General features: G+C 34.1%; 12 protein-coding genes. 2 read left to right on the top strand and 10 right to left on the bottom strand.

Features of this window, described 5'->3' with window-relative positions:
* Nucleotides 1–8: 8 nt before the first annotated feature.
* The gene (locus tag Q0739_RS09990) at nt 9–1,172 is read right to left on the bottom strand and encodes an MFS transporter (protein WP_298238582.1); all 1,164 of its coding nucleotides are present in this window, start codon (nt 1,170–1,172) and stop codon (nt 9–11) included.
* 31 nt (nt 1,173–1,203) lie between these two features.
* Nucleotides 1,204–2,184, bottom strand: a complete 981-nt coding sequence (locus Q0739_RS09985) for a sugar phosphate isomerase/epimerase family protein (protein WP_298238581.1) — start codon at nt 2,182–2,184, stop codon at nt 1,204–1,206.
* 249 nt (nt 2,185–2,433) lie between these two features.
* Between Q0739_RS09985 and Q0739_RS09980 the strand changes: the two genes are divergently transcribed.
* Both Q0739_RS09980 and Q0739_RS09975 read left to right on the top strand, forming a co-directional pair.
* Nucleotides 2,434–4,158 (top strand): GMC family oxidoreductase, encoded by a 1,725-nt coding sequence (locus Q0739_RS09980; RefSeq protein ID WP_298238580.1) that lies wholly within the window; start codon nt 2,434–2,436, stop codon nt 4,156–4,158.
* An 11-nt stretch (nt 4,159–4,169) separates the two neighbouring features.
* The gene (locus Q0739_RS09975; protein WP_298238579.1) at nt 4,170–4,766 is read left to right on the top strand and encodes a gluconate 2-dehydrogenase subunit 3 family protein; all 597 of its coding nucleotides are present in this window, start codon (nt 4,170–4,172) and stop codon (nt 4,764–4,766) included.
* Nucleotides 4,767–4,808: 42 nt separating this feature from the next.
* Here Q0739_RS09975 and Q0739_RS09970 read toward each other — a convergent pair whose 3' ends face one another.
* From Q0739_RS09970 to Q0739_RS09935, 8 genes are all read right to left on the bottom strand, one after another.
* Nucleotides 4,809–8,810 (bottom strand): hybrid sensor histidine kinase/response regulator transcription factor, encoded by a 4,002-nt coding sequence (locus tag Q0739_RS09970; RefSeq protein ID WP_298238578.1) that lies wholly within the window; start codon nt 8,808–8,810, stop codon nt 4,809–4,811.
* A 98-nt stretch (nt 8,811–8,908) separates the two neighbouring features.
* Entirely contained in the window at nt 8,909–11,869 is a 2,961-nt protein-coding gene (locus Q0739_RS09965) for a glycosyl hydrolase 115 family protein (protein ID WP_298238577.1), read from the bottom strand.
* A 1-nt stretch (nt 11,870) separates the two neighbouring features.
* Nucleotides 11,871–12,938, bottom strand: coding sequence for a phosphatidylinositol-specific phospholipase C1-like protein (locus Q0739_RS09960; RefSeq protein ID WP_298238576.1), 1,068 nt, complete (start codon nt 12,936–12,938; stop codon nt 11,871–11,873).
* Between the two features lie 107 nt (nt 12,939–13,045).
* Nucleotides 13,046–15,352, bottom strand: a complete 2,307-nt coding sequence (locus Q0739_RS09955; protein WP_298238575.1) for a GH92 family glycosyl hydrolase — start codon at nt 15,350–15,352, stop codon at nt 13,046–13,048.
* A gap of 11 nt (nt 15,353–15,363) precedes the next feature.
* Nucleotides 15,364–16,989 carry a glycosyl hydrolase family 28 protein gene (locus Q0739_RS09950; protein WP_298238574.1) on the bottom strand — a complete coding sequence of 542 codons (1,626 nt, stop codon included), beginning with the start codon at nt 16,987–16,989 and terminating at the stop codon, nt 15,364–15,366.
* Nucleotides 16,990–16,992: 3 nt separating this feature from the next.
* Nucleotides 16,993–19,074 carry a GH92 family glycosyl hydrolase gene (locus tag Q0739_RS09945; RefSeq protein WP_298238573.1) on the bottom strand — a complete coding sequence of 694 codons (2,082 nt, stop codon included), beginning with the start codon at nt 19,072–19,074 and terminating at the stop codon, nt 16,993–16,995.
* 126 nt (nt 19,075–19,200) lie between these two features.
* Nucleotides 19,201–20,862 carry a RagB/SusD family nutrient uptake outer membrane protein gene (locus Q0739_RS09940; protein ID WP_298238572.1) on the bottom strand — a complete coding sequence of 554 codons (1,662 nt, stop codon included), beginning with the start codon at nt 20,860–20,862 and terminating at the stop codon, nt 19,201–19,203.
* Nucleotides 20,863–20,880: 18 nt separating this feature from the next.
* Nucleotides 20,881–23,970 (bottom strand): TonB-dependent receptor, encoded by a 3,090-nt coding sequence (locus Q0739_RS09935; protein WP_298238571.1) that lies wholly within the window; start codon nt 23,968–23,970, stop codon nt 20,881–20,883.
* Nucleotides 23,971–24,032 lie beyond the last annotated feature (62 nt).

Here is a 24,032-nt window from a genome sequence, read left to right as displayed (position 1 = left end):
ACCGAAAATTATACTGCTTTTCTTTTTTTCATATAAATATTTAACCCTATAAACGCCACAATTAAAAATGCAGGTAAAATAGACATGGTTCTTAAGGCTTCGGCTGCATTAGCATCATCCATTAATTTTCCCATTATTGGCAAAACTAAAGATACAGAAAACATGCCTGCTCCACCCATAATAGATAAGCCTAAGGCTCCAGTTTTTGGTAAATTTTCAGCCACAAAACCTAACATAGTTGGCCAGAAAAAAGTGATGCCCATCGCAAAAATTGCTGCAGCAACAAAAGTCATACCTCCTGTTGTAATAGTTAATAACCAAAGCCCTAAAAAAGTAAAAATAGCCGAATATAATAACATTCCTGCTGGACTAAATTTATGTATAGCTGGTCCTGCAAATAATCGACCTAAAGCCATAATACCATTTATAAAGGCCAAAACAAGTAATGGGGCTGCTACTGATTCTTTTAATAAAGATTCAATACGTTGTGTAGTTCCTAACTCTGAAGCAGCTGTAAAAAGCATGCAAAATACCATGAATAAAAACAAAGGGCTGAATACGCCTTTAAGCATATCTTTACTACTAATACCTAACCTTGCACGTTCTGTTAAAGGAAACTTTTGCCCAAAAAACATAATACCATAAATTGCCAATGGAATAAATAGCGTACCTACCATTATTTCCCATTTCATTCCCATAACGTCCATAATTAACCAACCAATAATAGACCCAATTACAATACCACCAGGGAACCAAACATGTAGCCTATTTATCATCTTTGTTTTATCATTAGGATACATAACAGTCATTAAAGGATTTAGAGCCCCCTCAACCATACCATTACCGATACCAATAAACAGGGTAGCTAGAAACAGGGAGGTCATAGAATCTGCCATTAGCGTCCATATAATTCCAATTAAATGCGTTATAAATGCCATCCAAGTAATCTTTTTAATCCCAAGCATATCAACTAATGGGCCTCCAATAATCATGGCAATGGTGAATCCGAAAAACGCAGGCGAAAATGCATAGCCTATCTGCTCTAAAGTAAGTCCAACTCCATCTGGCCCAAATACTGTTTCTAATCTTGCTCGAATAGCAAAAGTCATGGCAGTAGTAATCATAGCAAAACAACTTGCAATAAAAAGTCTATTATTTTTAATGTTTTCCATAGTTATAGTATCGTTAGTTTATATCCTTCTTTTACTTAAGCTGTGCTGTTGCTTTTTCGAGTAACTTCATGGTAGCTATTATACCTTCTTTTTCACCTAACTCATCGCCTTCATATTCAATACCAACATAGCCTGTATAGCCTGCATCTTTTACAATTTGCATCATCTTAACAAAATCTATAGTTGTTTCGTTTCCAGTTTCATCAAAATTATAGGTTTTAGCACTTACCGCTTTTGCAAAAGGCATTAACATTTGTGTGGCTTCATAAATATCTGGATATCTTTCAGTACATGTTCCTGCTTCATCTTTTCTAATACACCAGTTCCCAAAATCTGGTAAAGTACCACAATTAGGTAGGTTAATAGCTTTCATTGCTTTTGCTAACCCTACAGGGTTTGAAGACAAATCATTATGATTTTCTACCAGTACATTAATATTTTGTGTAGCAGCATACTCCGCTAATCGTTTCAAACCATCAATTGCAGCCACATCCCATTCTTCTTGATTATCAGTTCCTGAAGCATTTACACGAATAGCATGACAACCTAATTTTTTAGCAGCATCCACCCATTTTTTATGATTCTCTACAGCCTCATTACGTTTAGCTTCATCAGGATGTGCCAAATACCCTTCATGATCAATCATAATTAAAACGTTCGTCACACCGTGTTTTTCACTTTCAGCTTTAAGAGAATCTATCACCGCATCAAAACCTAATGTTTCAATCTCTTTAGTATAAAGTTGGTTTACATATTCTATGGCATTAATACCTAAAGATTTTGCTTCTTTTGCAAAATTAAAAGGGCTCACACCAGATTCTCTTACAGATTTGTGCAAAGACCATTGTGCCAAAGACACCTTAAAAAAAGGAGCTGCTTCAACAACTTCTTCTTTTACTTCATTTGTTTCCATAGCGCCCTGTTTTTTAGTTTTATTGTTGCATGCAAAAAAGCTTAGCATGATAACTCCAAGAGTTATATTTAATAGTGGTTTGAAAGTTTTAGCGTTCATTTTTAGTATATTTAGTTGTATTATAACATGTAAATTTATAAATCATTTAGCAGCTTGCCTACACTATATTGTCGTACTTTAACATTATTTTGTCTGTCTCTTATTTATCTGCCTTAAAAAACGTATTTCTTTATATATTTATAATTGTCTTAATAAAATTTGATGCGATTCTTGCACAAATTACGTTCGAGACAAAATGCAAAAAACCATTGCATCTTTTTGATAAAACACTAAACTAAAACTAAATAAATGTACACAGCTTGCTATAATCCGCTTGAAGAAGAATATGATGCCATAGTAGTTGGCACAGGAATCTCTGGAGGTTGGGCCGCCAAAGAACTTTGTGAAAACGGTCTAAAAACTCTGGTTCTTGAACGCGGAAGAATGATAAAACATATTGAAGACTACCATACCGCACATAAAGACCCGTGGGATTTCCCTAATGGGGATGATATAGCCTCCAACGAAACTATAAAACGTAAACCGAAACAACACCGAACCAATTATGTGACTAATGAGGGTCATCAGCACTTTTTTGTTGACGATTTAAAGCACCATTATAATGAAGACAGGCGTTTTGATTGGATTAGAGGCTACCATGTGGGTGGGCGCTCGTTAACTTGGGGACGCCTTAGTTTAAGATGGAGCGACATAGATTTTGAAGCCAATAAAAAAGAAGGGATTGCTGTAGATTGGCCTGTACGCTATAAAGATATTGCACCTTGGTATGACCATGTTGAAGAATATATTGGGGTTAGCGGTGAAAATTTAGGTTTAGAACAATTACCTGATGGTAAGTATTTGAAACCTATGAATATGAACTGTGTTGAAGAGCATCTTAAAGAAAAAATTGCCGAAGAATATGATGATAGAGTTTTAACTATTGGTAGAATTGCACATATTACCGAAGGCACAAAACCTGGTTTAGGCAGAAGTACCTGCCAATATAGAGATAGATGCATGAGAGGATGCCCTTATGGTGCTTATTTTAGCAGTAATTCATCTACATTACCAGCTGCAGGCGCTACGGGAAATATGACTTTAAGACCAAACTCTATTGTACATGAAGTTATTTATGACGACAAAACAAAAAAAGCTACAGGAGTAAGAGTTATTGACTCTGAAACTAGGGAAACCTTTGTATATAAAGCGAAAATTATTTTCTTATGTGCATCAGCCATAGCTTCAACATCCATTTTACTACAATCAAAATCTGAACGTTTCCCGAATGGCTTAGGAAATGATAGTGGTGAGTTAGGGCATAACATTATGGATCACCACTTCCGTGTAGGTGCCAGAGCTGTAGCCGAAGGATTTGAAGATAAATATGTAAAAGGAAGACGTGCCAACGCCATATACATTCCAAGATTTAGAAACCTTGGTGGAAAAACGGATCAAAAAACATTTAAACGTGGTTATGGGTTACAAGGTGGTGCGTATAAAGCAGATGTTACTGAAACCATTGCCGAATTAAAATATGGCCCTAAATTAAAAGAAGCCATTTTAAAACCAGGACAGTGGCAGATTAATTTCACAGGCTTTGGAGAAGTGCTTCCTGACCATAACAATAGAATGTATTTAGATTATGACAAACTGGATGAATGGGGCTTACCAACCGTAACCTTTGATGCTGGTTTTGGAGAGAATGAACTTGCTATGCGTAAAGACATTCAAGAGCAAGCCATAGAGGTTTTAAAAGCTGGCGGCTTTAAAGATATTGAAGGCTATGACTTAAAAGAAGCGCATGCATTAGGTTTAGGTATTCATGAAATGGGAACAGCAAGAATGGGACATGACCCAAAAACCTCGGTTTTAAATAAATACAACCAAATACATACTTGTACAAATGTATATGTTACAGATGGCGCGTTTATGACCTCATCTGCTTGTCAAAACCCGTCATTAACTTATATGGCTTTTACAGCCAGAGCTGCAAACCATGCTGCAAAGGAATTCAAAAAAAATAACGCTTAAAATTTTTTAAAATGAAAAGAAGAGATGTATTAAAAAGTTTAGGTTTATCAGCAGGTTTTTTAGTTGTTACACCAACCGTTGCAAGTTTGCTTCAAAGTTGCACCAACGATTCTGAAACTTGGATTCCAGAATTTTTAAGTGTTGAACAAGGCATTATTATAACTAATTTGGTTGATGTTTTTATACCAAAAACAGATATTCCTTCGGCTACAGAAGTTAATGTGCCTCAATTTATTGACAGGTACTTTGATAAAGTTTTAGAAGATGACCAGCAAGCACAGGTCAAAGCTTCATTTACTAAGGTCGTTGCACTTATTAAATCTGAATTTAACGAGAGTATAAATAAAGTTACTGAAGAGGACTATAAATCACTTCTAGATAATCACATGAAAGTAAAAGACGAAGTAGATGAAGCACGGGAAGCAAACCCTGAAGCTTTAATTATAACAACGTCTGAGCTTTTAAACACTCTAAAATCATTAGCAGTTACTGGATATGTTAAATCTCAAGAAATAGCCAAAAATGTATTAGTCTATGATCCCATACCTTCTGCCTATTATTGTGATGACTTAGAGAAACTTACAGGTGGTAAGGCGTATTCGTTGTAAAATCAAAGACCTAATAATTTAATGAATACATACATTTAATAATCACTTTATTAATTTACTAGGCGAATACCCAAATTGTTTTTTAAAAACCCTACTGAAGTATAATGGGTCATTAAATCCCATAATAGTAGATACTTCTGAAACATTATAATTTTTGGTTTTTAGCATTGTTGCTGATTTTTTTAACCGAATAGTCCTAATAAATTCATTTGGAGATAAATCTGTTAAGTGCTTTATCTTTCTGTATAGTTTGGAAGAACTCATTGCTAATTCATTACACAAAAAACTTGTGCTAAGTTCAGGATTTCCAATATTTTCTTCAATAAGCCTTGTGACTTTAGATATTAAATCTATATCAATTTGCGAATTGGCAAGTGTAATGACATCACTTTCTACATCACCTAAAAACTTTTGTTTTAAATCGAAATGAATTTTTATGACATTGTCTATTCTGGTTCTTAGCAATGTAGGGTCAAATGGTTTAACTAAATACCCATCCACCCCAATTTTGTAGCCTTTAATTCTGTTCTCATTTTCTGCTAATGCGGTTAACATAATTACCGCTGTATGGCTAATATTAGGGTCATTTTTTAGAGCTTCAACAAATTCAAAACCATCTTTTACAGGCATCATAGCATCTACTACACAAAGCACGGGCTTTACTTTTTTACAAACTTCTAAACCTTTTTCGCCATTATCTGCTTCATAAACCTTGTAAAAATCAGATAAGTATTCTACTAGAAACTTCCTTAGTTCACGGTTATCATCTATTACCAAAACACGATGTTTTATCTCGGTATTGTTTCTAGCCTTTTTTGCCTTCACTATTTCAAACTCACTAGTATCAACCTTATTCTGGGTAAACTCAAAAATTTCATCTTCTTTATAGGCTTCTTTATATATTGGAAATGTTACAGTAAAAATACTACCAAAATCGGGTTCACTTTCAACCTTTATATCACCCTTATGTATCTCTATCAATGCTTTAACAAGTGATAATCCTATACCTGTTCCTGTGGTGTTCTCTTTACTATTTTTAGCTTGATAAAACCTGTTGAAAATTTTATCAATACTTCTTTCTGGTATCCCTATACCGTCATCACTAACTTCAACTACAAGTTTTCTTTGTTCGCCTTCTTCAACGCCAATAAACAAATCGACATTGCCATAATCATTTGTAAATTTTACTGCATTAGAGAGTAAATTGTAAAGTATTTTGTTGTATTTATCTAAATCTATCCAACATTCTAATGTAGTATGTTCAACATTTAAATTCATACTTATACGCTTAGATTGCGCTAGTTCTATAAAAGAATTAAAAATACTTTTTGTGTGCTGTAAAACCTCTGTTTTTGCCACACGTAGCTTTAACTCTCCAGATTCGGCGCGTCTAAAGTCTAATATTTGATTTACTAAACGTAATAATCTATTGGCATTTTGATGAATTAAATTAGCCCTTCCTTTATCGTATGTACTTATATTTTCATTTCCTAGAAGCTGTTTTACTGGTCCTAAAATAAGTGTTAATGGGGTTCGTAACTCATGAGATATATTAGTAAAAAAGCGTAATTTTTCGTTGTTTAATTTTTCATCGCGTTCTCGTCTTACCTTTTCCAAAAGTAATTCTTGTTTTAAACTAATGCGGTACTTTATTTGTTTCCGAATAAGATAAATTAAAGCCGAAATAATAATTAAAACAATAATAAAAAATTGATACGTAAGCCAAAATGGAGGTAATACAGTAATGTTATAACTGGACTCCTTACTCCAATACCCATTATTATTGGCGCCTTTAACCTTTAAAACATAATCATCTGGATATAAGTTTGTATATTGAATTACCCTTGAACTACTGGATGTAGTATTCCAATCTTCATCAAAACCCTCCAATTTATATTGAAACTCATTTAAACGTTCATTAGCAAAAGATGGTAATGAAAATTGAACGGAAAAATTTCTGTTATTATAGTTTAATTCGACTGCTTTCGAATAATTTAAATCTTCGGTTAAAATGGTTTGTTTTTCAATTTCACCACCAGGAATAACCTCTTTATTTTGAATTTTAAATTCTGTGATTATGGGCTCAGGCGATTTTGTGTTTTCCTTAATTCCTGTTGGCGAAAAATATATTATTTCCTTATCGCCTCCAATATATATTCTAGAATTGTCATAATATAAAAACCCGCGTTTATTAATGAGATTGGATCTTACACCATTATTAATATGAAATGATCGGTACTCATTGGTTTTAACATCATACTTGGCTATTTTATTGTAGTTCATATTGAGCCACATAACCCCTAAGCTATCTATGGCTATATCTGTAACCCAGCTATTCTTTAGTTCAATGGGTTGTTCCTGAAGCACAAAATTATCAGAAAGTGGATCGTAATAGTTTAACCCCTTTCTTGTTCCTACCCATACCTTACCTTTCTTGTCTATAATTAAATCTTTTACTTTATTATTAGATAGACTTGATTTATTGGCTTGGGTAGCATAATGCCTTATTTCTTTACTAATCGTATTATATTTAAAAACGCCTTCTTCTGTAGCCAGCCATATAATATTATTATGAGAGGAGACTATTTTATTAATGTCCTTAAATGTGTTTAAATTACCTTTAACAACTTCATGCGAAGCAGTTTTTAAGTTATATTGAATTAATCCTTCTCCACCAGAACCTATAAAAAGGCTGCTGTTTGACGCTTTATAAAAAGACAGTACTGGTGATGATTTAAACCCAACATCTAAAAGCTTCTCTGTATTATTTTTGATATCAAATTCTACCACGTTTCCATTCCATAGCCCTATATAAAACACGGTATCATCAACAGTATATATACTACTAATAGTTCTGTATTTATTTAAAACCTGCGTAAAGCTATTACCCTCTTTTAAAAACAAGCCACTAGAATGTGTCCCTAATAAAAGCTTATCATTATAGGTTTTTGCAAAACTGCTGATAATAGGAATTTTTCCATCTGAAGTAAAGTTGGTCTTTATGGTTTTAAACTGGTTTTCAAAAGGATCGAGTTTGTCTAAACCATTTTCTGTACCAATCCAAAGTACTCCAGAATCATCAAAACACAATGAAATAACATAATTATTTGCTAAAGAATTTATAGACTTTAAATCTGGAATATGCCGCTTAAAACGACCTGTTTCTATATCATCTAAATCGTTACATTCAATAAGACCATTTGAAGTTCCGAACCAATAAGTACCATCTGGAGAAACCGTATAACATCTAAAATAATCGTTTATGGAATCATCCTTTCGTAGTAATTGAAAAGCACTTTCGGTTTTATCAAATTTGTACAGTCCATCACGAGTTCCAACATAAATATTTTGCAACTTGTCTTCTAATATAAAATATGCATCCGAGTCGTTTTGAAATGTATCTGCTGGTAGTAAATCGTAATTCTTTATTTGAGACACATTACCTTCTTCATCAATAAAAAAGCTATACACCCCATGATTGAAGGTTGTAAACCAAATTCTGCCATCTTGGGTTTGATAAATAGACCTGATATTGTCTGTATTTCCTATATTTATTTTGTAAAATCGGTCGTTTTTAAAACTGTAATAACACAAGCCGTTATCTTTGGTTCCTACCCATATTCTATCTGAAACATCTGCAAAAACCGACCTTATATTATTGCCTACTAAAGCAAATGTACCCTTGCTATTAGCGTGGTATGTTTTAAAAGAAGATGTTGGAATATTGTATTTGGTTAACCCATAGTCTGTGGCAATCCAAAGGTTGTCTCGCTTGTCTAAAACAATTTCTAAAATGTCATCGCTATGAAGATAGTCTGTCTTGTTTATATCGCTATGAAACACCTTAAAGTCATAACCATCAAAACGGTTTACACCACCAAAAGTACCCAACCATAAAAACCCCTTATCATCTTGTACAATACTTCTAACAGAATTATGAGAAAGTCCATTAACCTCATTATAATGCTCAAAAAATAATTCTTGTGCAGGTAAAACAAAAGCACCCAAACAGATTATTAGTATGATTAATTTTCTAGTTATCAATCGAATTAAATTTTATTAAAAATAGTATAAAATTGATTAAAGTCTGGTGCTATTGATGAAGGATTCTCTAAGTTTTTTAAACTTACTCCAAGACCTTATTACATTTTAGTTTCAGGAGGAAATGCATACGAACTTTTCCAACCACCTAAATCTATCAATATTTGGTCTATCATAACCCCTGGATCCACCATCCAAATCTTTAGAGTGTGTTTTCCTGCCTTATTGACTATTTGTTTTACCGCTTGTACTGATGCATTTTTTAATACATTTTGTTTCCATACATCGCTTCTTCCAAAGGTTTCAAAGTCAATGAGTACAGGTTTTGCATCATCAATGGCAACAACACACTTTACCCCTTTTGTATTATTGGGCGCATGCGTAGGAATGGCTTGAACATATACATTGGCTTCTCCAAAATTAAAGGTATAAAAATCGTATTCTAAAACAGGGCTATTCTTAATAATATCATCAATATTAGATTCCGAATTTGCACTTCGTGGCAATGCTACGCTTACCTGTCCTGTATAACCAATACCCTCAAAAGTTTCCCAATGTGCTTCTGTACCATGCTTTTTTCTACTGAAATTTTCAGCATAAATGGATACAAAACCTTTATCTTCAACAAAATCTTTATAGTTTTTTAGTGCCTCTAACTTCGGATTAAAAACAGACACACCAATAGTTGTTTTCTCATTATTAGATATAAAATCTATAGCCGAATTCACCTTATAACTCGGTGGTATCAATTGGTAATCATGACCCAATGGGGCTTCCTTTTTGTTTTCGCCTTTAGGCACTTTATCCCAATCAATAGTTACCCAAAGGCGTTCTTCGGGGGTATCACTATTTAAGGTTCCAGAGGTTTTAGAGATTGTAATCCAATCTGCTTTAGGTTTTGCTTCCCATTTTAAATTTCCATTATCTTTTAAAAATACATCTACATAATAGCTGTTTTTGGTATAGGCATTAAAAACGGGCAACACATCAGCATAACTATTTATGATATTATGATTGACTTCCATTTGATAACTTTCTAGTGCTATTCCAAGTGCATTACGCTTTTTCTTAAGAGGTATAGAAGCTGTTGGTTCTGAAAATACAGGTAAATGTCTTGGAGACATATTCATGATATGCTTCCACTTTCCGTTTTTAAGTGTATCGTTATAATATGCTGTTTCTTGCTGAATTCGTTTAAAGGCGTCATGCGATTTCGTAGCATAAAAAGCTGCACTTTGTCTGCCTTGACTCGCTACAAATTCATTTTTATAAGCATACAACCATTTAAGATTTAAGTTTGAAGCACCTATAACTGGATAATAAATCAACTGATAAAAAGCATCTTGTTTTTCTTGTGATATATGAGACTTTATGTTGTTTACTTCATCTATTAAATTAGCATAGGCATCAATACGTTTTGAAACCTCATCACCATAATGAAATTGAGTCAATTCGGTTTTACCTGCTTTAGTAACTGGTTCTACCTGACTCCATGCCATAAATTCTGGTCGCCTTTTAAAAGCTAATGTGTAATACTTTTGTATTACTTTATTAATTGCTTGAGCATGTTTGTTCCCAAATTCTCTTTTTACCCAATTTAGATGATGTATTCCTACCGCTTTACTATCTTTAAAAGGCGCCATATCCCAGGCCATATCTAAAAACAGCTCCATATTATACTCGTGGGGTTTAATATCGCCACAATTTAAAATCCAAATGTCCTGAGATTTAAACTCATAGGCTTTAGACATTTCTTCCCACATCAAAACAGGATTGGTAGAATTTAACCATAAATAATCATGAGGTCTCCCCCAGTAAGAGGTATGATAGTAAACCCCTGCTCCTCCACTTCGTTTTTGTTCTTCAGGATTACTTAACTGACGAATATACCCGTAGTTATCATCAGTCCAAACCAAGGTAATATCTTCTGGCAAATCCAAACCACTTTGGTAATAATGAAGCACTTCTTTATAGGGCACAAATGCCTGTGGTTTACGGACTCCTTTTTTGGAGTGTTTCTTAAGAATATCACGTTGGTCTGTAATAACCTGTTCTAAAAGATTTACTTGCGAATCGGTATCATGTTCTCCAACAATCATAGGGGAATCATGTTCTCCCCGCATCCCAACGGTATAGATTCCTTCAAAATTTTCTGTTTCTTTAGCACGTTTAACAAAGAGTTTTTTTATGGCTTCAGAATTGGTATCGTAACGATAATCGCCCATACTTTCATGCTGCCATTCCGCATTAATGTTACACAACATAGGTTCGGCATGTGAGCTTCCAATAACTATGGCATAATTGTCTGCTACTTTTTTGTTTTCAGGATAATGATAAAATGCTTTAGTACATTTATGCATTGCGGGCCAAATGGTATTAGCACGTAAACGCAATAATAACTCAAATACTTTAGCGTAGGTTTTAGGGCCAATATCTCCAGTTTCGGGTTCGTAATTTAGTGCTGACCAACGTTGTAAACCCCAGTCTTCATCGTTTAAAAAGATGCCTCGGTATTTTACCGATGGCGTACCATATACTTTGTTTTCAACCGAAATCACCAAATCATCCTTTTTATTAGGAGTAGCATCTGCCCACCATTCCCACGGGGACACCCCTATCATACGAGATATCTCCAATAAACCATAAGCGGTAGCACGTCTGTCTGAACCAATAACAACCAATGCTTTTTTTATATCTTCTGAAGGATTTTCTACAACTTGAATACTAAATGTTTCCCATTTGTTTTTTAGTTTAGAAACATCAATATTTTGTTTAGCAATAAATTTATCAATAAGCTTACTTTTTCCTAAGGTTCCCGCTATAATTTGAAATGCTGCGTTTTTTTGATTCATTAAGACCGTTTCTCCTGTTACTTTAAAAACATCATCCGCAAGCATCTTTGAAGCTATTGCAACTACTTTAGCATCTTTGGCATCGGTAACAATGGAAGCTACTCCTTCATTTGAAACCATAGGGAAATTTGCCTTTTTTTGCGCATTGATTTTAACACTCAATAGCATCATAACAATACATAACTTTATTTTTAGTCCTTTTAAAAACATATTAGTTTTTTTGAATTCTTTCGTATGTGCCATCATCAAAAATCACTTTATAATCTGATTTATAAAGTGTGGTTGGGATGTAATAATCTGTTGAAATAACTTGAGCTCCCGATGCTTTTGCTTTTTCAAATTTTGAATAATCATTAGTGCGGGATTCTTTCGTGCCACTATCGGCACGAGTTCTTACCATATAACCTTTAGCTACTAATGTTTTAATATAACCAAAATCTTTAATAGGATTATTTACAATTCTGAATGCCGCTTCTGGGTTCCCTTCTTTACTATTTACAAAAAGGATACGGTTTTCTAAATTGGGGTGGTCTTTTAAATAACGGTTTATCTTTTCTTTATTTTCATCTAAAACAAATAGAAATCGTCCCTTTACATCGTCAAAATTTGGCCATCCTTTTGTTAAAACGGCTTCTTCTAAGGTTTTAAATTTTCCTCGTACCAAATCTGGAGTAATTAATTGGTCTTTTGAAAATATGCTACTAATTTCATTATCCAAATCGTTGTAAGCTTCCTTTGAAAAAGGTATTGGTTCTTTTAGGCGCTCAATAATTTTGTCTTTGGTATTCATCAAAACAATAATTGGCGTATGGTTTGAATTTTTATCAGACCACAATTTCATTTCTTTTAAACAATCCTTAAATAATAAATGGTGGCTTCTAAAATCAATATCCTGCACATGGAATAATTTAAGTCCAGAATTGCTTAGTTTGTTATCTTCATCAAAAGCTAAGGGTTGTTGTCCCAATTTCTTTACAATCTCTAATCCCTTTGGGTTTGAAAAATGACCGCCTTTGGGGTCGTAAAACACATCCAACTCCAAGTTTCTAAGTCCTAAATCCAATTGCTTTTCTATGGAAATGTGCCCGTATTGTAATGACAATGCTCTAACTGAATCTATAGCATATATATACTCCCAAAGCGGTTTTTCTATAGGGCGTTTATACGAATTATGACTGCCAATTACTTGGATCTCGTTTAATTTTGTTTGTTCCTTACAACTTTGGCTACAACTAAAAACCAACCACATACAAATCATTAAAATAACGTTTCCTTTCATGTGTATATATTACGTTTCAATTGTTATACTTCAACTTCGCTTTGATATCTAGACCTGTCAGGTTTTGAAAACCTGACAGGTCTGTAATGATTGTAAGTCTAATTTTGTTATTTGCTCATAGAAAAAGGTCTGCTATTAGCTTTTGTTCCCCAATCTGTATTTATAGTATTTCCCATGGTGAAAACAATGTTTCCTCCTTTCATTAAATCAAAATGATTGAAATAGGTTTTATGATATGGTTCTCCATTAAACGTTATACTTTGGATATATTTTTTTCCTTCGGAAGTGCCTTCTGCTCTTATTCGTAATGTTTTCCCTGAGTCTAATACTAAAGTAATGTCATCAAAATGAGGACCAGAAATCACATATTCTGGAACTGATGGTGCTACAGGATAAAAGCCCATAGCAGCAAAAACATACCAAGCAGACATTTGTCCTGCATCATCATTACCACTTAACCCACCAACATCACTACTGTATTCAGTCTTCATGATATTTGAAACCAATTCTTGGGTTTTCCATGGTTGCCCAGAATAGTTGTACATAAACGGGATTTGATGCCCAGGTTCGTTACCATGCCAGTATTGGTCTTTCTCATGAAAATTATCTAAGTTGGCATTAAAACCATCATCTCCACCCATTAAATTAACCAAACCCTTAACATCATGTGGCACATACCATGTATATTGATATGGTGTCCCTTCCGTAATATAGGGTTGTCTAACAAATTTATCTAAGGAATCAATAAACTTACCATTTGCATATTTAGCGCGTACACAACTGTCTTGAGTGCTATATACATTTTTATAATTTAAAGCTCTCCTCTTTAAGGTTTTTGCAGATTTTACATCGCCTTTTTTTGTGGCTACTTGACTAAGTGTAAAATCATCAAAGGCATATTCTAATGTTCGTGATACTTGCTCGTTGGTATGAAACGATTCTTTTACTTCATCTTCCAAAGGAATATAGCCATATTTTAAATATGATTTCAATGCTCGCCGTCCCTTTCCATCTTTATAATCGTTAAAATCTGATGGTGTTTGAAATGCATTTTTAAGCAAATAGGCATATTGTTTATCATCTATATTAATAATATCTTTCATATAGGCATCGGCAACAGTAGCAATAACATGATCCCCAATCATGGCAGACGTATAGCTATTCCAACACGGAAAAATGGGCAACCACTCCCCTTGTTCTGCTTTTAAAAACAGACTATGCATCATGTCTGCACTAACTTTTGGTGTGATTAAATTGAACAATGGATGTGATGCTCTATAGGTATCCCACATAGAGAAATCTACAAAATAATCAACGTTGCCTGCGTTTAACTCTTTTTTGCCATTTGCAAAACTTACATAAGTACCATCTGCATCGTTAAATGTTCTTGGTTGTAAAAAACTGTGATATAAAGCGGTGTAAAATTTCACTTTATCATCTTCGTTTTTACCTTCTACTTTTACTTTTGAAAGTAACTGTTCCCAAGTTGATTTTAAATTGTTGGTAGCGGTTTCATGACTAATAGTTACTTCTGCTTCCAAATTTTTTCTAGCTTGTGCTATACTTGTAAAAGAGGTGCCAATGCTTACATAAATTATATCGCCTTTCTTACAGTTAAAAGATGCGTAAGCTCCTAAGTTTTCTAAATTTGAAATTTCTGTATCGCCTTTAAAAATGGTTTCATTTTGATAGACGCCAACACTATTTGGTTTCTTACTCAAACGTGCTACAAAATAGCCACTAAACCCTGCTTCTTCACCCCATCCCTGATAAATTCTATGTACAGGGTTAAAGCCAGTAATTTCATTTCTAAGGGTATCGATGTTAACAAATCCCTGACCTTCATCACTATTTGGATTAATAACAATATGTGATTCGCCTTCGTTATTAAATGTAAATTTTAACAGTCCACAACGCTTAGTTGCTGTCATTCTTACATCAATATTATAGTCATTTAACAACACTTGATATTCGTAAGGTGTTGCCTTTTCTGAAGTATGAGAATAGGTTGAACCTCTTTTTTCTGGAAGGCATTTTAAATCCCCAGAAATGGGCATAATTGTCATACTACCATAGTCTTGTACGCAAGAACCACTTAGCCAATGACTGCCTCTAAAACCAGAAATAATAGAATCTTTATAATAATAAGGTGCATGACATTTGGTTTCGGTTGCCTTGGTCTGCGGTGTCCAATTGGTCATACCAAAAGGTACAGTTACGTAAGGGACTACCTGAGCGTTGTTTTCTTTACCATGACCGTGTTTTAAAGCACTAATAGTTGTAGAAGGTGCTGTACCTATTAATGGGTTTACGTAGTTTACATATGGTCTATTTTTTAATTGCTTTTCTTTTTGATGACAAGCAATACATAGCAATGTAACAACAACGTATTTTAAAAAACGGAAACTTTTCATGTCGTATAAATCTATAGTATTTCTTTTTCTAATGTTAATTTTGAATCTAAGTTAGCCTCCTTAACATCTTTTAAAACAATTTGTTTATGATTCGCATCTGGAACTTTGATGTTTTCTAAAACGATGTTTTCTACGCTATCGAAAATAAAAGCGGGACGATAATCATCAGCTTCTAATTTCAGGTTAATATTTTTAAATGAAATCCCATTTACATGCCTTACATAAAAGCCCCAAGATGGAAGCTCTCCGAACATTGAAAACTCAGGATAATCCGTTATTTTTTCTGGCACTTGATCTAATCTACTTAGCGGTACATACGCCATCCCTTTAGACGCTCTTCCTGGGTAGGTGATTTCAATATTTTCAATACGTACATTTTCAATATTATAGTTTGGAATACCAACTATTGAAGCTGGAAATGGGTTGTGAAAAAAGTTAACTTCTGGCCCTCTTAAATCATAATTTATATCAGGTCTTCCAAAAGGAACTTCTACTTTTATATCTGAAATATGAATATTCTTAACAGACCCTGGTTTTTCTCCATCACGATGTCCTAAACGGATAAAAATAGCATTTCCTGTGTTTTTTGCAGTAATGTTTGAGACTTTTATATTTTCAATTACTCCACCATCTACACTTTGTATGGCAATTACAGAGCGAAAAGTATCAAACACATTAATATTCTCAATGATTACATTTTTAAAGCCACCGTAAGATGCTGTACCAAATTTTATGGCACTTGCACTAGACCTAATGGTGCAATTAGCCACATAAATACTATCATTAAAATACTTTGGGAAATATGATTTTAAGCAAATCCCATCATCGGCGGCATCAACATCACAATTGGTAACCTGTACATTTTTGCAATCGGTAATATCCATACCATCATTATTCCAATAGGCTCTATTTACTACCTTTAGGTTATCAAGTTTTAACTTCTCACAAAGTTCAAATGAAAGTCCCCAACAAGAACCATTGTGTAAGTTTAAATCTAGAATTTCTACATTTTTACACATTGAAAATCTAAACAACTTCGGTCTTGCTGTTTCATTCGGGCGCATACGACGGTAATTATATTTAGGGTCTATTCGTTGTCCTGTATGGTGCAAACTATCAACACTTAAGGCTAATGCACGCCCTTGTCCGTCAATTTTACCTTCACCATAAATTTTAAAATTATTAGCTTTATAGGCTACTAAAAAAGCCATATTAGAATAGTCATCGCGTTTGGGTGATTCTGGTCTATCTGGCATAGGAACATCCTCATAATCATAAGGGTTAGTGCTTCCTAAAAGCACCGCTTTCTCGGTTAAATACAAACTTACTTTGGATTTCATTTGAAGTCCTCCCGACAAGTATTTACCTTCTGGAAAAACTAAGGTACCTCCATTACTTCTAGCAACATCATCAATCAGTTTCTGTAAGGCTTCGGTGTTTAGGGTTGTTCCGTCTCCAACCACACCATATTTGGTAACCATATATTCCTTGTCATTGGTTTTCTTTATATAATCTTTTACAGCCTCAATCTCAGTGGTTTTTATGACTACTTTAGGCGATTCTTTGCAGGAAACAAAAAACAAGCTCAATAAAAGCCCCATTAGAAGAAGGTGAAAATGTTTTGATTTTAATATCATAATTTAATTTTGTTTACCCCAATTAGTATTGGGCATATTGTCTAATTCAAATTGTAATTTACCACCTTTGGAAATTAGATTGAAGTCGATAATACTCTCGTTGATGACTTCTCCATTCCACGTTACACTTTGTATAAATATATTATCTGAAGACAGTCCGTTTGCTATTATTTGCAAAGGTTTATCAGATGTTTCTATAGTTATTTTATCAAACTGAGGTGTGGTTAATGCCAATTGTGTACTCCCCGGAAAAACAGGATACAAACCCATTGTGGACCACACATACCATGATGACATAGTACCCGCATCATCATCCATTTCCTTTATGTACCCCTCTGGAGTTGCAGTAAATATTTTTTTAACAACAGGACGTTCAAATTTCTTGTGTGTACCGTACCAATTGTTGGTTTTTTTATTCAATAATTTATCAACTAATTTCTGGGTTTTCCATGGCGCATTGGTATAGGCATATAAATATGGGACTTGTATATCGGGTTGGTTACCCATATTAAAAAGCTCATTATCAAAAAAATAATCTAACTGCTTTTCAAAAGTATCCTTTCCTCCCACCAAGTCTTGAATGCCTTTAATATCAAAGGGTACAAACCAGCGGTATTGCCATAAAGTGCCTTCATACAAACCATCACCATGCATAACATCTGAATTTTCATCCATGTTTAAAAACTTATCTTTCCATATAGCCTTGTACTCAAACGCCATATCTTTATACTGTTTAGCATCTTCATGATGACCTAAAATAGTTGCTATTTCTGATAATGCCCATAAATCGAAACTAGATTCTAACACATTATCGGGTGATTTAAAAGGTAAGTGTTCAGCTTCTTTTTTTAATTCTGTATATACATTTGCCAAAGAAAATGGTAACACACCCTTTTTATAGGCTTCTAATAGCATAACAATAGCATGCTCTGTTCTTATAGTTAAAAAAGGCTCCGTATTTGTTGTCCAATCTGCCTTTCCCTGTTTATAAAGTAATCGTAACGATTCCATCATTTCTGAATATTGTTCTGGATAAAATAATGAAAACAATGGTAATTTACTTCTAAATGTATCCCAAATAGACCAACCATGATAATACCGCTTATCTGTTTTATACTGTTTTCCATCACTTCCTCTAAAAGTTCCATTATTGTCATTTATAACGAATGGCGATTGAGTTGCGTGGTATAAATGGGTATAAAATAATTCTTTTAACGTGTCGTTTTCGGTTTCAACATTTACAACCTGCATCAGGTCGTTCCATTTGTTAAAAGCGTTTTCTTTTACTTCTGAAAATAATTTGCCCTCTGAGTGTTTTAAGTTATTAATAGCGCTGTTTTCATCAACAACCGAAAGTGCGCATTTTAACAATACCTCTTCATTTTGTTGTGTTGAAAATTTAAAGATCATCTTAGAATCCTTATCAACTATAGCCTTAATGTCTTTATCTATTTGAATGGCGTAATACAATGAATATTGTCCATTTCCACAAATATTAACCGTCGTAATCTTACCACTTATAACACCTTTTTCTAATATGTTATGTGCTTCGGAAATATGACCTGAAAAAGAACTTGATAAATCGATGCTTAATCCTGAATGTTTTGATTCTGGAAAGGTGTATTTATGATAGGCTACTTGTCTTGAAGCTGTTAATTCTGCTTTAACACCATTATTTAAAGTCACTGCATAATAGCCCGCTAATGCTTTTTCACTTTCTTTTGAATAGCTTAATGATTTTGGTAGTGTATCATTTTCTGAAACTGAAAAAGGTAAAATCCGTATGTTGCCACCTACGCCTCGGCAGCCTACTCCTGAAAACCTTGTGTTTGAAAACCCAACGATTTCTTTAGCATCATAATCATACCCCGAATGCGCAATGGGCTTGGTATCCGGACATGGTTTTACCATACCAAAAGGCACACCTGCAGCCACATCGGTTTGTCCGTGATCACTTGCTGTACAAATAAACGGATTAATATAGCTTGCATTTTCTGGATTGTTTACTACTAGGCTTTCTTTATTATGTTTACAACCAACAATTACAAAACACAGGCAAATAATATTTAAAAATGATTTTAACATTTCGAACAGGCACCATTAAATTTTTCCCTTAAATACACTTAAAAAATATAGGCAGACAAAATCTCGCCTGCCTATATCAACTCAACTAACTACTAACTCAAACTTTATATAAACAAATTATGAAAATTAATATCCAGGATTTGGCACTAATGAACCATCTGATAGCTCCAATTCATTTGAAGGAATTGGTCTTACCAAATGTGTTGCTGCATTAAAAGATCCATGGTCTTGAAAATGTGGGTTATACATGGCAACACGTTCTTGTAATTTACCAGTACGTTTTAATACATTCCATCTATTTTCTTCGCCAGCCAATTCAACCGCACGTTCATTTAAAATATCATCTATGGTAATTGATGCATAATGGTTCATAACCCCTGTCGCTCTTTCTCTAACTCTATTTATATGAGATAAGGCACTTGTTGTATTTCCAGCTCCTAAGAAAGCTTCAGCCGCAATTAAATGAGTTTCTGCTACGCGAAACACAAATAAATCTCTATATCCATTGCCATCTTGTGCTTCTTCATCAAACTTTGCAAAAATTGGAAAGTTCACATCATTTAAATTTGCCGAATATTGATATAAGGCTCCTGGTACATTTACAGCCGCATCAAAACCATAATCTGTTGGTTGAAATACGTAATGCTCATTTAACATATTGGCCAAATCTACATCTGAAAGTGCTACTTTAGGGAAGTACGCTACAATATCACCAACGGCTATATCTTCTAATCCGTTATCTGCAGCCAAGGATGCTTCAGTAGCGTACAAAGTACGATGAAAAGTCACAGCATCCCTTGTGTCATTATCTGCAAACAAGCTATATAAGAAGTCTGTTGGCATAATAAAAGGTACATCTTCTTGAGTTTCTCCGTAAGGGTTATTTGTTCTAGCAATACCTAAATAATTATAGGCAACATTCATCAAAATTCCATTTTTAGTATTACTTCTATTATCAGTCCCTTCAGAACCGTATTGAACAGAAAATAAAACTTCTGCATTCTCTTGATTGCCAAAATCAAAAACCTGTGCATAGGTTTGGCTTCTTATGTCATACCCGCCTATAGCTTGTTCTGCTAATGAAGCAGCCATATCATAATCGGTACTAGTTCCAAAAGATTTATAGGCCTTAGTTAAATAAACATCTGCCAATAAATGCTGTGCAGCTCTTTTTGAAAAGCTTCCAAAATTTGATGGACTTGTCTCTAGAACAGGAATAGCCTCTTCCAAATCAGCTATAATTTGGGCAAATGTATCTTCTTCACTAGATCGCGCATAATCGTATCGTATTTCATCTACTTCATTTAAATAGATAACTACACCGCCATATTGCTGTACCAAGTTGTAATAAGCCAAAGCTCGTAATGCTTTAGCTTCTGCAATGCCTAAATCGCGTTGTCCTATAAGAGCGTCTGCCCAAGATATTTGATTTAAGTATCTATTAATAGTAATATTAGCTCTACTTACTACTTTATAATTGTCGTACCAAGAGTCGTTGGCATCGGTACCAGACATATTGGAGTACTCATTTAATGGATCAATGTTAAATAATTGCCCTTGTTGAGTGAATATATCCGTGCCGTAAAATGCCTGATCATAGTTATTATAAACCTCTCTTAAAGATTGATAAACAGCTGTTACCAACTCATTAGCGTTATCTGAGGTATAATAGTTTTCTGCAGTAACATTAGACCTGTTTTCTTCTTCAAGATAGCTGTCACAGGCTACTAAACTTATTGATAAGCCAATAGCTGCAAATATGTATTTTAATTTTTTATGAATTTTCATCTTCTTAAAATTTTATTTTTAAAATTTAACTTTTAATCCAAATATTACTGATTTTGTTGAATACGCCATTCCATAAGAATTTTGCAATCCTGTTTCTGGATCTGGTCCTTCATAATCTGTAAAAATGAAAGGGTTCTTTATATCTAACGATAACCTAAGTGTAGATAAGTTTAATTTTTCTAGTACTTGAGGTGTAAAGCTATATGCCATACCAATATTACCTACTTTAACAAAAGACATATCTTCAAAATACCACTCGTTAGCATCTCCATTTGAGAGCGCAGCTCCTGGTAATGGATATTTAGCACCTGTGTTTGTAGGTGTCCAATAGTCTAAATTAATCTTATTGAATTTAGCTTTGTCATTTTGGTGAGGTGCAAAATTTTGATAAAACTCTGAGTGTCCTAAAACACCTTGTCTGGTATATACCATAACATTAAAGTCCCAATTTTTGTAGCTAAAGTTGTTTGTCATACCTCCAATCCAATCTGGATCATGAGAACCAATAACAACTCTATCATTTTCCTCATTAATTTCTCCATCACCATTTTGATCCTTAAACTTATACATCCCAGGTACTGCACCGTAATCTGCTGCTTCATCGACTTCATCTAACTGCCAGATACCTAATTTCTCATAGCTATACATAGCATTTAAAGATTCTCCTATCTTTCTAACACCGTGTCTGACATATGGTTGGGTATCTATATCACCATCTAACTCTAAAAGTTCATTGGTGTTTTTTGCAAAATTTAAACTGGTTTCCCATTTAAAATTACCATTGTCTATATTGACTGTTGTTAAAGCTAGCTCAATACCTTTATTACGTACAGAACCATAATTACCAATTGATGCATCAAAAGATACTAATCCTAATAAGGGCCTTCCTAAAATAGCATCAATAGTCTTCTTGTTATAAAATTCTGCTTCTAACCTTGCTCTACCTCCAAATAAACTTGCATTTACACCTACATTGAACTCTTTAGAACGTTCCCATGTTAATTCGTTATTAACAAGGTTACCAATAGTATTTCCAAGTGCATAAGCACCACCATATAAGTAGTCAACCTGATTTAAAGTTGCTTGCGAATCATAAGGTCTTACAGAATTATAATTTCCAGATTCTCCATAACTTACTCTTAATTTAAGGCTAGATAACCAATTAACATCTTGTAAAAACTTCTCTTCAGATACTTTCCATGCTAAAGCAGCAGATGGAAAAAATGCCCATTTATGGTTTTTAGCCAATTTTGAAGCACCATCATAACGTCCAGTAAAGGTTAACAAATATTTATTTTTATAACTATAGTTTATACGTGTTGCAAATGAAGCAACTGTTTCTTTTGAAAAGAAAGAGTTAAAACCTCTAATATCTGAACCTGCGCCAGTATTATAAAAATCAAATAGGTCTGAACTTACATTTCGTGTTTGAATATCAGAGCCTTCATTATCTTCATAAGAGAACGCTGCAATTAATGTCGCTTTTAAGTTGTTATCGTCATTAATATCGAAATTAAAATCTGCTGTATTATCCCAGTTATATTTTCTTGAATAAAAAGTGTTGTAAATAGACCTTGTTCTTGAGGGGTCATTCCTTGCGGCTTTTGTTAATAATCCTCTATACTCTCCGTATCTTGTGTTTGAGAATTCTGGCGCAAAATTAGTTTTTAACCTTAACCAAGGCGTAGCTTGATATTGTAAAAAAGCATTGGCTATAAAACTTGTGGTTCTTGTTTGTGTTGTCCAAGACCCATTTACTTCATATAAAGGATTAATAAAGCGTTCATCCTGTGCATCAGGTAATACTTTTATAGTCCCATCTGCATTGTAAGGGTTTACTGTTGGTGCCAAACGCATAGAGCTTCTAAACAACTCTAAAGAGCCACCTTCTCTATCTGACATGGAAAAGTAAGCTTTTACCCCCGCTGTAAATTTGTCGTTAATTTTATTGGTTAAAGCTGCCGATATATTATAACGCTCAAATCCTTCTATCCCCATCAAGCCTTTATCGCTAGTATATCCTATAGAGGTATTATAGACTAATCCACTTCCACCACCTGACATTGCTACAGTATGCGTCGTTTGTAATTGATTATTCTTACGTAAAAGTTCTCTCCAATTGGTGTAATTTCTATTGGCTACATTATTACGTTCATTGTCATCAACGAATGCATTATCCGTATCAATAACAATGTTACTAAAATCCGCTGGAGTTACTGTACCTCCACTACCATTTACAACGCCAAGCCATTGTTCACCTCGTAATACATCGTTCACAAAATTCACATACTGATCGCCATCATACATGTCTGGTTCGTTCACTACACTATTAACACCAAATGTAGCATCATAAGTTACTTGCATTTTTCCTTCTACTCCAGCTTTTAAAGTAACTATTACTACACCATTAGCTCCTCTAGAACCGTATATAGCCGTAGCAGACGCATCTTTTAAAACATCTAGTTTCTCAATATCAGAAGGATTAATAAAACTAAGGTCATCCACAAAAATACCGTCAACTACATACAACGGTCCATTTGGGTCAGCTCCAAGGTTGTCACTAACACCATCCTTACCAACATGACTACTACTAATAACCGTATTACCACGAATCTTAATAGACAATGGTGCTCCTGGTTTAGAATTAACCCGACGTACATCTACACCAGCCATTCTACCTTGAATAGCTTCAGCCACGTCAGTCTTTTTCATTTCTGTTAATTTTTCAGAATCTAAAGAGACTACAGACCCTGTAGCATCACTTTTCTTTACTGCGCCATACCCAATCACTACAATCTCGTCTAAGCCTTCTGCGTCAACTTCTAATTGAATAGAATATGTTGAAGATCCATTTAATGCAACTTCTTGCGTAGTATAACCAACGTACGATATTATTAAAACAGCATTTGCACTAGAAACTGATATAGTAAAGTTTCCGTCAAAATCTGTAACAGTTCCGTTGGTAGTTCCTTTTTCTTGAATATTTGCTCCAGGAAGCGGAATGCTTTGTTCATCTAGAACCACACCCGACACTTCTGTGGACTGTGCCCAAGAAATAAATGAAAAGCCAAATAATAAGGCTATAAATAATAGTTTAGTTTTTTTCATTTTAAATTGTTTAGTTAATAAATGTTTTAATTTGGTTCTTTTTGTTTTGTTAAAATTAGTAC

The sequence above is a fragment of the uncultured Algibacter sp. genome, assembly GCF_947487605.1.
In the GTDB taxonomy this organism is placed as follows: domain Bacteria; phylum Bacteroidota; class Bacteroidia; order Flavobacteriales; family Flavobacteriaceae; genus Algibacter_D.
This window is presented reverse-complemented; position numbering and strand designations above follow the sequence as displayed.

What these genes read in the sequence shown, in the direction of transcription:
- Q0739_RS09940 (WP_298238572.1), bottom strand. Translation starts at nt 20,862, where the DNA reads ATGAAAATTCATAAAAAATTAAAATACATATTTGCAGCTATTGGCTTA.
- Q0739_RS09935 (WP_298238571.1), bottom strand. Translation starts at nt 23,970, where the DNA reads ATGAAAAAAACTAAACTATTATTTATAGCCTTATTATTTGGCTTTTCA.
- Q0739_RS09960 (WP_298238576.1), bottom strand. Translation starts at nt 12,938, where the DNA reads ATGAAAGGAAACGTTATTTTAATGATTTGTATGTGGTTGGTTTTTAGT.
- Q0739_RS09950 (WP_298238574.1), bottom strand. Translation starts at nt 16,989, where the DNA reads ATGATATTAAAATCAAAACATTTTCACCTTCTTCTAATGGGGCTTTTA.
- Q0739_RS09945 (WP_298238573.1), bottom strand. Translation starts at nt 19,074, where the DNA reads ATGTTAAAATCATTTTTAAATATTATTTGCCTGTGTTTTGTAATTGTT.
- Q0739_RS09985 (WP_298238581.1), bottom strand. Translation starts at nt 2,184, where the DNA reads ATGAACGCTAAAACTTTCAAACCACTATTAAATATAACTCTTGGAGTT.
- Q0739_RS09990 (WP_298238582.1), bottom strand. Translation starts at nt 1,172, where the DNA reads ATGGAAAACATTAAAAATAATAGACTTTTTATTGCAAGTTGTTTTGCT.
- Q0739_RS09965 (WP_298238577.1), bottom strand. Translation starts at nt 11,869, where the DNA reads ATGTTTTTAAAAGGACTAAAAATAAAGTTATGTATTGTTATGATGCTA.
- Q0739_RS09975 (WP_298238579.1), top strand. Translation starts at nt 4,170, where the DNA reads ATGAAAAGAAGAGATGTATTAAAAAGTTTAGGTTTATCAGCAGGTTTT.
- Q0739_RS09980 (WP_298238580.1), top strand. Translation starts at nt 2,434, where the DNA reads ATGTACACAGCTTGCTATAATCCGCTTGAAGAAGAATATGATGCCATA.
- Q0739_RS09955 (WP_298238575.1), bottom strand. Translation starts at nt 15,352, where the DNA reads ATGAAAAGTTTCCGTTTTTTAAAATACGTTGTTGTTACATTGCTATGT.